At 59.1% G+C, this 11267-nt stretch carries 10 protein-coding genes and 3 pseudogenes; all 13 read left to right on the plus strand.

Features of this window, described 5'->3' with window-relative positions:
* Window positions 1–251: 251 nt before the first annotated feature.
* Window positions 252–950: a 7-cyano-7-deazaguanine synthase QueC gene (gene queC, locus AC0L2X_RS18275; protein ID WP_473600177.1), complete on the plus strand. Its 699-nt coding sequence runs from the start codon at window positions 252–254 to the stop codon at window positions 948–950.
* Window positions 950–1306, plus strand: coding sequence for a 6-carboxytetrahydropterin synthase QueD (gene queD, locus AC0L2X_RS18280; RefSeq protein WP_065010611.1), 357 nt, complete (start codon window positions 950–952; stop codon window positions 1304–1306). The genes queC and queD overlap by 1 nt, the downstream gene beginning before the upstream one ends.
* Window positions 1303–2037 carry a 7-carboxy-7-deazaguanine synthase QueE gene (gene queE, locus AC0L2X_RS18285; RefSeq protein ID WP_473600178.1) on the plus strand — a complete coding sequence of 245 codons (735 nt, stop codon included), beginning with the start codon at window positions 1303–1305 and terminating at the stop codon, window positions 2035–2037. Before queD ends, queE begins: the two co-directional genes overlap by 4 nt.
* A gap of 583 nt (window positions 2038–2620) precedes the next feature.
* Window positions 2621–3125, plus strand: a pseudogene (locus tag AC0L2X_RS18290) (cation:dicarboxylate symporter family transporter); the annotation flags it as partial.
* 420 nt (window positions 3126–3545) lie between these two features.
* Complete coding sequence (locus AC0L2X_RS18295; protein ID WP_473600246.1) at window positions 3546–4367, plus strand: glycosyltransferase family 9 protein; 822 nt, start codon at window positions 3546–3548, stop codon at window positions 4365–4367.
* A gap of 69 nt (window positions 4368–4436) precedes the next feature.
* Window positions 4437–5108: pseudogene (locus AC0L2X_RS18300) on the plus strand (IS5 family transposase); the annotation flags it as partial.
* Between the two features lie 671 nt (window positions 5109–5779).
* Window positions 5780–5917, plus strand: a pseudogene (locus AC0L2X_RS18305) (acyltransferase); the annotation flags it as partial.
* A gap of 227 nt (window positions 5918–6144) precedes the next feature.
* Entirely contained in the window at window positions 6145–6426 is a 282-nt protein-coding gene (locus AC0L2X_RS18310) for an acyl carrier protein (protein WP_473600179.1), read from the plus strand.
* On the plus strand, window positions 6427–7635 hold the full coding sequence (locus tag AC0L2X_RS18315; protein ID WP_473600180.1) for a beta-ketoacyl-[acyl-carrier-protein] synthase family protein: 1209 nt from the start codon (window positions 6427–6429) through the stop codon (window positions 7633–7635). It abuts the gene before it with no gap.
* Window positions 7636–7953: 318 nt separating this feature from the next.
* Window positions 7954–8691: a 3-oxoacyl-[acyl-carrier-protein] reductase gene (gene fabG / locus AC0L2X_RS18320; protein WP_473600181.1), complete on the plus strand. Its 738-nt coding sequence runs from the start codon at window positions 7954–7956 to the stop codon at window positions 8689–8691.
* A gap of 476 nt (window positions 8692–9167) precedes the next feature.
* Window positions 9168–9758 (plus strand): NodA family N-acyltransferase, encoded by a 591-nt coding sequence (locus tag AC0L2X_RS18325; RefSeq protein WP_473600182.1) that lies wholly within the window; start codon window positions 9168–9170, stop codon window positions 9756–9758.
* A gap of 330 nt (window positions 9759–10088) precedes the next feature.
* Window positions 10089–10274: a hypothetical protein gene (locus AC0L2X_RS18330; protein ID WP_473600183.1), complete on the plus strand. Its 186-nt coding sequence runs from the start codon at window positions 10089–10091 to the stop codon at window positions 10272–10274.
* 551 nt (window positions 10275–10825) lie between these two features.
* Window positions 10826–11254 (plus strand): hypothetical protein, encoded by a 429-nt coding sequence (locus AC0L2X_RS18335; RefSeq protein ID WP_473600184.1) that lies wholly within the window; start codon window positions 10826–10828, stop codon window positions 11252–11254.
* Window positions 11255–11267 lie beyond the last annotated feature (13 nt).

The raw sequence follows: 11267 nt of genomic DNA on the forward strand, positions 1-11267 counted from the left end.
GATCCCAAATTTCGACAGGTCAGCTTCCTTCCCAGCCAGCCGCGAGGTCGCTTCGCATCTGTCCTTCTAAGCATATGCTTGGGCATGGACATCCACGGACGAGACTCAGCTCCGCTGTCGGGGTCCTGCTGCACCACGACACGTCAGCGCATCAGACTCCCACCGGGTTCACAAAGTTGACTCGCTGGGGTAGGGGGAGCGCAGAGAAATCTCCGGTCGCAGCCTTACCCGGTCAAAACAAGGATACCACAATGAAGACTCTCGTCATCTGCTCCGGCGGATTGGACTCCGTTTCCCTTGCTCACAGCGTGGCAGCGGAGCACGAGCTCGCCGGCCTGCTGTCTTTCGATTACGGCCAACGGCACAGGAAAGAATTGGGCTTCGCCGCTCTCTGCGCGGAGCGACTGAACACTATGCACCAGATCATCAACATCCCCGAAATCGGCCGCGGCCTTTCCGGCTCAGCGCTGACCGATAATGTCGACGTGCCTGAGGGACACTACGCCGAAGACACGATGAAGATCACGGTGGTGCCGAACCGGAACGCCATCATGTTGGCAATCGCCTTCGGTATCGCCGCCGCGAACAAGGCCGAAGCGGTGGCGATGGCCGTACATGGTGGGGACCATTTCATCTATCCAGATTGCCGTCCGGCCTTCATCGAAGCTTTCCAGATGATGCAAGACCGCGCGCTCGACGGCTACGCCAAGATTCGCCTTTATACGCCGTACGTCAACCTCACGAAGGGCGACATCGTCGGGGATGGAGCAAGACACGGAACCCCATTTGCGGAGACCTGGTCGTGTTACAAAGGCGGCGAGCGTCACTGCGGACGGTGCGGGACCTGCGTGGAGCGGCGCGAGGCGTTTCATCTCGCGGGGCACACTGATCCAACCGACTACGAAGACGCCGGCTTCTGGCTTGAGGCGCTGCGGAGGAGGAGCACCTGATGTTCCGCATCACCAAGGAATTCCACTTCTCGGCCTCGCACCAACTCACCTCCTTGCCACCCGATCACCAGTGTGCGCGCCTGCACGGGCATAACTACATCGTCGAAGTGGAGCTTTCGGCGAAGGACCTGGACGCGCACGGCTTCGTGCGCGACTATCACGATCTGGCGCCGCTCAAACGCTATATCGACGAGAGCCTCGACCATCGGCACCTCAACGAAGTGCTGGGACATGAGCAAGTCACGGCGGAATACTTGGCCAGACATTTCTATGAATGGTGCAAGGCACGTCTGCCAGAAACCGCGGCCGTGCGGGTGAGCGAAACCCCGAAAACCTGGGCGGAATACCGGCCGTGACGGACACGCGTCCCGCAATCCGTGTGAGCGAGATATTTGGGCCCACCATCCAGGGCGAGGGAGTGCTCATTGGTTTGCCTACAGTCTTCATCAGAACCGGCGGGTGTGACTACCGGTGTTCCTGGTGCGACAGCCTCCATGCGGTGGACAACCAATTCCGCCACAAATGGGAGATGATGCCAATCGAAACGGTGTGGCAAAGCGTCGTTGGCCTTTCCGGTGGCCGGCCAGTGATGGTGTCGCTGTCGGGCGGCAATCCGGCCATTCAGCCGTTCGGTAAGCTGATCGAGCTTGGCCATGGTGAAGGCTACCGTTTTGCGCTGGAAACCCAAGGTTCGGTGGTCAGGGATTGGTTTGCGGATCTTGACGTGCTGGTTCTCAGCCCAAAGCCCCCGTCAAGCGAGATGAGGACGGATTGGGCTGCATTCGAGGCGTGCATAGAAGCGGCGCAGGAGAAGCCGCAAATCGTGCTCAAGCTCGTTGTTTTCGACGAGAGTGACTATGCCTACGCCAAAGAGGCCGCCGCGCGATTTCCTCGCCTTCCGGTCTATCTGCAACCCGGCAATCACACGCCCCCACGCCTTGGCAATGAAGACGCACCTGTCGACCTGGACGGAATAAACAAACGCATGGAGTGGCTTGTGGAAAAGGTGACACGCGACAGGTGGTTCGAAGCGCGCGTGTTGCCGCAGCTGCACGTTATGCTCTGGGGAAACAAGAGAGGCGTCTAGTCTCGCCTTGTGCGGGAAATGCCGCCTGCGGATCTTCGGTTCGACGGGTCGGCCCCATCTGGCGCGCTGCAGGTTACTTGCGGAGGTGCGTGAGGCCGAGATGGTGTTGGACGCTTCGAGCGCACACCGGAGCGGCTAGGCTGCCGCTCCGGTGTATGGTGGCCGCAACGCTGCAGCCATATATCCATGGCGTGGATGCGCTTCATCGAAACAAACGATTTTATCAACTTTCCAGAATGTCGCATTGACCCTGCGCCGGACACGCATCGATCATCCGCTGCCTCTGTCGCGTGAAAGGGACCCGAAAGGGGAAAATCTTTGCATGAGCTCAGACGTGCGCTGCAAACTGGCCTGGGAATGAGTTGCAGCAGGGCGACGATGTCAAACTCTCCGACCTCTCTTTCACGCATGTGCAGTTAGCGGAGAGTGTCCCCTCTCACAACGGTTGAACGGCTCATTCAGACCAGTCCGCAATGGCACGGCACTTGCTCCCGAGATGGCAGCAGCGTTCGACCGGAGCGCCGCCAGGGACAAGTCTTGAAACGAGCAAGAGGCCGCCCCAGTCCGGTCAGGGAGAGAGACGGTGTTAGCTCCACAAGCCCACGGCCTGAACGCCGGACCTCGTAAGCTCCATTTTGCCCGGCTTTATGTGCAGGTACCTGCCGCAGTCGCCGTTGGCTGTTTGTATCCGGAGGTCTGCGAGAGCCTGAAGCCGCTCGGTGATGCTTTCATCAAGCTCGTGAAGATGATCATCGCGCCTGTCAGCTTCCTGACAATTGCGACCGGCATCGCCGGCATGAACGATCTCAAGAAGGTCGGTCGGGTCACAGGCAAGGCGATGAATTATTTCCTCACCTTCTCGAGCCTCGCATCGATTGTCGGTCTCATCGTCGCAAATGTCGTCAGCCAGGTGCCGGCCTCAACATTGATCCAGCCTCGCTCGATGTTCAGGGGGTGAAGGGCTATGCCACCGAGGTTCACGAGCAATTCGTGACCGGCTTCCTGATGACATCGTCCCGTCAACCATCGTTGGTGCGTTCGCCGAAGGCGACATTCTCCAGGTCCTGATAATCTTCGGAATGGCAATGGGATATTTTACAAAGCACGACGGCAATCAAGTTATATACCGCAGCTGGGAAGAGCAGAAACAGTCAAGCGCCAAGATGAGAATTTTGGCGCTTAAGCTTGATCATGTCGGAGACTTTTGGATGTCTCTAGCGCCCCTGAAGGACCTGCGTCAGCGCTTTGCGCATGCCCACATTACGCTGGTGGTTGGAAGCTGGAACATCGACACTGCAAAACAGTTCGACCTCGCCGACGATTACGTTGCTTTTGATTTCTTTCCGCGCAACCCGAAGGTCGATAGGCGCAAGAAAGCGGCCGACATACGGCCGCTGCTGACCGGCGAGTTTGATCTTGCCATTGATATGCGTGTTCCGGATGAGACAAGGCCCATTTTGCTCGAAGTCCCCGCCAGGCATCGTGCGGCGATAGTTGATCCTTACGCCATGCATCAGATCGATATTGCGATAGCGCCATTCGATCTGAAATTACGCAGAAGCATCTTCTACAAGCTGACCCAAAAAATAGGGGTCGCCGACAAAGTCCCTCGCAGATGGCTTGATTGGTTCGTTGACCGCAAGCAGGTACGTCTTCAGCATGTGTCGGAAATCCTCCTCTTTCTGGTCGCAAAGGCAGGGGCCTATTTCGACGCCGAAAGTGAAGCGGGCCGCCGACAGAGTTCGACAGAAGGCAAATCCCCGATCGTCGTGGCTCCGTTTTCGAATTCCAGCCTGCGGGATTGGCCGATTGAAAATTTTGGCAAACTTGTCGCTGCTCTTTCTACCCGCGGTGAGGTGATCCTCGTCGGCCGTGGCGAAAGCCGGGAAGCGCTTGAGGAGGTCGCGATGATAGCTCGCGACGGTGGAGCCGCGGACATTCGAACGGCTGTCGACTTGTCAGAATTGGAATTCAATCATCTCGTCAAATCGGCCGCACTCGTGGTGTCGAACAATTCGGGCACTGGGCATGTCGCTGCCCAGCTTGGCCGCCCTACTGTCGGCATTTTCACCGCGTCACATCTACCGGAAATCTGGGGGTTTCGTGGTCCCCTGGTCAGCATGCTTATGAGCGTTATTGAATGTCGCGGATGTGGTCTGGACAAAGTGCGGCGCTGTCCGGTCAAAGTCCGCTGCAAGTTCGACATCACGCCCGATCTGGTGATTGCCGAGGTAGACGCCTTGATGAATTATTGTAAGGGGCGGGACAAACTTTTTGTGGCTCTGGGCGGTGCGGCCAGCACGAACATCGCGCGCGGGGAGGCAGCCTAGGGCGTGTGGACTCTCCAGATTCCCTTTTTGGCGGTAGCATGATTCAAGACTGCTTTTGGGGCGAGTGACGTGGCGTGGGATAGGACGTCGCCGCTGATCATCGGGCGTCCTGATCAGAAGGGATCGACGGGCCGCGATAATCGGATGTTCGTCGAGGCGGTCCTATCGATTGTGCGAATGGGCGCCCCCTGGCGCGATCTTCCCAATGTATTCTGCGATCAACAGCGTATTCCGCCGCTTCAGTCGATGCAGCAGCAAGGATATTTGGTGGGGCATCTTCGAGGCGATGTCCCGATGATCCGGACTTTGAATTATCGATTCCACCATCGTCCGAGCCCACCAACATCCGGCTGGGGCCAAAAAAAGGGGGAAGATCAGGCCCTTGGTCGCTCCCGCGGCGGCCTGAGCACCAAGATACACATGGCCGTTCGCCGGTTGGGGTGCCCTGTGCGGTTCACGCTTACTGCGGGGCAAAAGGGCGATGGCGCCGCAAGCCGCAGCCTTGATCGAAAGACTGTCCGCCGGACCTGGTCATGGCCGACACCGCCTATGACGCCGACTATTACGCCAAGCCATCGCCGCTTACGCCAAGCCATCGCCGTCAAGCATGCAGTTGCTGTCCTACCCAACAATCCATCACGCTCACTCAAATATCCGCTGGACAGGCAACTCTATGCCCAGCGTCACACTCGTCGAGTGCTACTTCTCCTAGCTCAAGCAGTTCCGCGAGTCGCAACCCGCTCCGACATTCTCCAGGTCCTGTCCTTCCCGGCATCGCTCTGGCGATGTTCGGAGAGAGGGGCACGCCTGCCCTTTCTTTGCTTCAGGTGCTCGTCGCGCCGGTGTTCAAGATGGTCGGCATTCTGGTGAGGGCCGCGCCTGTCGAGGGCGCGCGCGCCGGGCGTTCGGTCGTAGGCCTGATCATCCCGGCCGGACATTCATTCAAATAAAGCTCGCCGCCTCTTGATGCGATCTACGGCTCAACCCTTGCCTCCATATGTCGATGGATGGCAAATCCAGGTGAACGATCAGTGTATTGTCTTCGGCTTCTGCCCGCGCCACCTCCACCACGCGTTCATAGACCTCGCCGATACAGCTGCCCTGAATGGTCGTGGGCGCTCCCGGCCCGTTCTCGGGCGCCCAAAGGCGTATCGTCGTGGCTGGAATGGAAGGGCGGAGCGAAATGGGTGGATGCCCGCTTTGCGCCCCCATTATGGTCGTTGTGATAGACTCTTCTGCATCGCATTGAACTGTATCTCTATCCACAGCGTGGATGCGTCTCATCGAAACAAACGATTTTATCAATCCTCCGGAATCTCGCATTGACGACAGCACGTCACAGTCACTGACCACCCGCCACCACTATCGTGTGACGACTGCGAAAAAAGAGCCCGAAAGGAGAAAATCTTTCCATGAGCTCAGACGTGCGATGGAAGTTGTGCTGGGAAAAAGAGTTGTAGCTGGCCGACCATTTCGAACTCTCCGACTTCTTCCGAAAGACCTATGGACCGACTGGGGTCTTCAACGCAAAGCCATTCGAAGGCGGCCGAGACGTTTGACGGCGGTCCACTTTGCACTTCCGAGATGATCGATGTGCCGGCGCAAAATGGGTTCCGGCAACGTTCTTCGCCATCGACGCCTACGCCGCAGACCACGTCTATAATCCAATTGGCATTGGTGAAGTGCACAAGCCTGATCAGGGACGATTTTCGCGACGCGGGTGGCAGAGGCATAGGGCCACGCCACCTCAAAACGCATTACTATGGAAAGGAACAAAATGGCTGATCAACTCGAAACGGAAATCATTGCCACGATCAAGAACCGCCTCCAATCGGAGAGCGACGAGGGAAAGAGTGCGTCCATCATCGGCGAAATAACGACTGCCACGGAACTGACCTCGCTCGGAGTCGATTCGCTGGGTCTGGCGGATCTCCTCTGGGATGTGGAGCAGGCCTACGACATCAAGATCGACATGAACGCGGCCGACGCCTGGTCGAATCTCAAGAATGTCGGCGACATGGTGGAAGCCGTCCGCGGTTTGCTCGCGAAGGAGGTCTGATTGGACAGGCGGGTCGTCATTACTGGGATGGGTGGGCTTTGCGGCCTAGGCAACAACGCCGCCTCTATCTGGAAAGAGATGCGCGAAGGCCGCTCCGCCATCCGCCCGATGGTCACTTCCGAGCTTCATGGGATGAAGGGCACTGTCGGTACCGAGATCAAGGAGCTGCCGAAGCACGACATCGGCCGCAGCCAGCTCGTCTCCATGGACCGCCTCAGCTTGCTCGCTGTGCTTGCAGCGCGCGAAGCCATGCAACACGCCGGACTTTCCTGCGACGAGGGAAATCCGTATCGCTTCGGCGCGGCAGTAGGCGTCTGCGGCTGGGGCTGGGGAACGGTCGAAGAAACCTACCGCGACCTCTTTTTGGACGGTGCGAGGCGTGTGGGCATTTACACTGCACCAAGGGGGTTGCCGAGTGCCGCTGCCAGCCAGGTCAGCATGAGCCTAGGCCTGCGCGGCCCGGTCTTCGCCGTCGCCTCCGCATGCGCATCAGCCAACCATGCGATCGCTTCGGCGGCGGATCAGATCAGGCTCGGCCGGGCCGACGTGATGCTTGCCGGAGGCGCCGAGGCGCCACTCGTATGGCTTCAGATGAAGGCATGGGAAGCAATGCGCGCGCTCGCTCCGGATACCTGCCGGCCCTTCTCCGCCGACAGGAAGGGAGTGGTGATAGGTGAGGGTGCGGGCATGGCCGTGTTGGAAAGCTATGAGCATGCCGCGGCGCGCGGTGCCACAATGTTTGCTGAGATCGCAGGCATAGGCCTTTCCAGCGATGCCTTCCACATCGTCGCGCCGTCTGTCGAGGGGCCGGAGGCCGCGATGCGCGCTTGCCTTGCCGACGCCGGGCTGAATGCCGAGGACGTGGACTACCTCAACGCCCACGGCACCGGCACCAAGGCCAACGATCAGACCGAGACGGCGGCGATCAAGCGCGTCTTCGGAGACTATGCCTATTCGATGTCTGTCTCGTCCACCAAGTCCATGCACGCGCATTGCCTCGGCGCGGCGAGCGCACTTGAAATGATCGCCTCCGTAATGGCGATCCAGGAGGGCGTCGTGCCGCCGACCGCCAATTATCGCGAGCCAGACCCCGATTGCGATCTCGACGTCACGCCCAACGTGGCGCGCGAGCGCAAGGTGCGCGTGGCAGTGAGCAACGCCTTCGGCATGGGCGGCATGAACGCAGTCCTGGCGTTCAAGCAGGTGTAGAAGCCATGCGACATGCCTCCAATAACTCTATCTCTCATTTCCAAATGTTTGCCGGATGATGATTGTGAAGGACGTGGCCTTGGACCGCCTCGGTAAATGCGCCAAGTGGCAGCGGAAGCTGGACGAGCCGGGGCCCGTTTTTGCAAAATTCTCAACTGTTGAAGCGACGTGGACGTACCGCTACCGGGAAGACTAAGCGAGGCCCTTCGAGTTCGGCTCGATGGCCTGTCCAAAGCTGCACCCGATAATGTCTGGAAGGCGCAGGGCCGCCAGTGACCGCTTCCGTGCGAAGCCGGTCCTTAGAAAGGGAATCGATAAATGTTCGATCTGACCGGCCGCAAGGCGCTCGTCACCGGAGCAAGCGGTGGAATCGGCGAGGCCGTGGCGCGGGCGCTGCACGCGCAGGGCGCAACTGTCGGCCTGCACGGCACGCGTGTCGAAAAGCTCGAGGCGTTGGCTGCCGAGCTTGGCGGGCGGACAAGACTGTTTCCGGCGAACCTCTCGAACCGCGACGAGGTCAAGGCGCTGGGCGCAAAGGCGGAAGCCGAACTCAAAGGCGTCGACATACTGGTCAACAATGCCGGCATCACCAAGGACGGGCTTTTTATCCGCATGTCGGACGCGGACTGGGACGCGGTACTTGAGGTCAACCTGACCGCTGCGGTCCGGCTCACCCGCGAACTGACCTATTCGATGATGCGCCGCCGCAACGGCCGCATCATCAACATCACCTCCGTGTCCGGTGTAACCGGCAATCCCGGCCAGGCGAACTATTGCGCGTCAAAGGCTGGCATGATCGGCATGTCGAAATCGCTGGCGCAGGAGATCGCGACACGCGGCGTGACAGTGAACTGCGTGGCGCCGGGCTTCATCGAATCGGCCATGACCGACAAGCTGAACGACAAGCAGAAAGAAGCGATCATGGCCGCGATTCCGGCCAGGCGCATGGGCACGGGCGTGGAAGTCGCCTCGGCTGTGGTCTACCTGGCCTCGAACGGGGCCGCCTACATCACCGGCCAGACCATTCATGTGAACGGCGGAATGGCAATGATTTAGCGTGAAAAGTTAGTACGCCCCGATGACGGGTTTCAACAGTGGAGGAAGGATGCCACCCAAGATAGCAGTCGGTTGGTCTGGCAAATGACGAGCGGGTCGGTCGGGCAACTGGCCGGGTCGAGGCCTCGTGATCAAGGCCGCCTTCGGCGGAGATTTAGATCAAGATCTTTGAAACGCATGTCTTTTCCTATCCATAGCGCGGATGCATTCATCGAAACAAACGATTTTGCCAATTCTGCGGAACATCGATAGTTTCAAAGATGTATCCAAAAGGTAGTTATCGATGTTTGTATTGGCTCGGAGCAGTATTGTCTGGTGTACGCCCTCCGGTGTGCTCGGACACAGCGGAGTCGCATATTCATTGCGGCTAGTTTCTTCGGTGACCTGCGCAAGATACATCGAGCCTGCTCGATGCGACAAGTGTACACCTGCTAGGCGCTTCCCCAACAAAACAGCAACAAAGATGAGGTCTTTCCATGTGCTCTGACGTGCGGTGGAGGTTGTGCTGGGAAAATGAGTTGCAACAGTCCGACCATGTCGAACTCTCCGAGTTTTTCCAAAAGACCTACGGACCGACTGGGGCCTTCAACGCAGAGCCATTCGAAGGCGGCCGTAGCTGGGCCGGTGCGAGGCCGGAGCTCCGCGCAATCTCTTATGACGCGCACGGCGTAGCGGCTCATATCGGTATACTACGCCGCTTCATCAAGGTTGACGAGGTAGACCTCCTAGTGGCGGACCTGGGGTTGTACGGGGTGCGTCCGGATCTTGAGGGACAAGGGATCGGTCATACAATGCGCCTCATCTATCCAGCAATGCAGCAGCTTGGGGTTCCATTCGCTTTCGGTACCGTGCGGCACGCCATGCGGAATCATCTTGAAAGGCTCTGCAGAGACGGCCAGGCGGCGATTGTGTCGGGCATTCGCGTGCAATCCACTCTCGCAGATGTGTATCTCGACCTGCCGCCCACGCGCGTCGAGGACGTGCTCGTCGTGGTTGTGCCGATTGGACGCTCGATGCGCGAGTGGCCATCCGGCAGCCTGATCGTTCGGAACGGTCCGGAGCTATGAAACATCTTGAAGTGTCGGGTGATCGCGCAGAGGGCACCAGAGTCGCGGGTTTTTGCAGCGCTACTCTCGGACTGAATACGCGTTCCCATTCAAGTTTGCTGTGGATGATTAAGGCTGAATTAACATGCAAAAATCTGAGCACCTGAATCGGTCCGATCGCGAGGTTCCGCGCGCACGGACGTTCAGGACCTGAATCGCCGTCACTCTGAAATCGACAAGGCATCGCCTATCCCAAAATCGGTGCGTGACGTTGCATAAGGTCCCCCGTTTTCCGATGTGCGGGAACGACTTCCAGTCTCACCTTGAGGCGACGAAATAAGGGGGGCAGCAATGGTGGCTGGCGAACCCAATGACGTGCGCGTCAAGCGTTGCGGTGGGGGATGGGTCGTTCATATTGTTGAGGACGGCAAGCTGACAGCTCTTCGGTTCAAGACACAGTCTCCCGCCGAAAATTTCGCCGATGGCCAACGAGGCAGGCTCGGCCTTGCTGCCAAACCACCGATCGACGAACGCTGATATGTGACCGCATTTAGAGTTCGAGGGCTGGTGAGGGCTTGGCGCCGGTGGGAAACAATTTGCCGAAGGCCCACTTCAATGCTGCTTGCGCCCGTTCGGCTGGCCATATTCGCGATGATGGTTGGCACTGCTGCCGATGCGGAAGACGAGTATGTGGCCTCCTGATCGACACGGAGGCAAAGATCATGAAAACCCAATCCGAGATCGAGGATGGGCGCTGTGGGTGAGCCAGCCGACGGAGATGATCCACCCCGGTCGGCGCGATCGCCGCGACCGTGTCGGCACCCGCGGGCCCACAGGTACCTCCCGCGCTCCGCTCCGCCGGCCGCGTGGAGGCGCTCCGCTACGCGCGGGTCCCTCCTGTGGACTCCGGGACCGAGCCACACTCCATCAACCAAGGGGGGCAGTTTTAAGTGTCGCTGAGGGGCGCATTGCCTCAAGGAAAATGTTACCAATAGTGTCGCTGTTCCGAATGGGATGGTCAGGTGTTGTCATCCCGATTCGGAGGATGGATGGCAAGGCGGATCAGCATGGCGACACGGTCGGAATTGGTGGAAGCAATTGTCGAGCGGTATCGATCGGGGAGCCGAAGCGATAAGCGCCTCATCCTCGATGAGTTCGTCGCGGTGATCGGTTATCATCGCAAGCATGCGATCCGAGTGCTCCGTCAACGCGCGTCGAAGATACCTGGCAACAAGAGGCACAGCCTTCGCTATGGCGGCGATGTTCGCGAAGCGCTCGTGGTGTTGTGGGAGGCATCGGAGCGGCTGTGTTCCAAACGGCTGCGGCCGTTCATACCTGTCTTGCTGCCAGCGCTTGAACGGCATGGCCGGCTAGAGCTCGATGCCGCGCTCCGCGGCAAGCTGCTGACAATGAGCCCGGCGACCTTGCGGCAAGCGCCGACAGGAAGGCTGCACCGCCTCACACCGACGCTTGACTTGTCCCAGCTATTCGCTTTGTGCGCTATGTCGCGGCCCTGACACATCGGAAGTC

The organism is Mesorhizobium sp. WSM4828 (assembly GCF_055811175.1).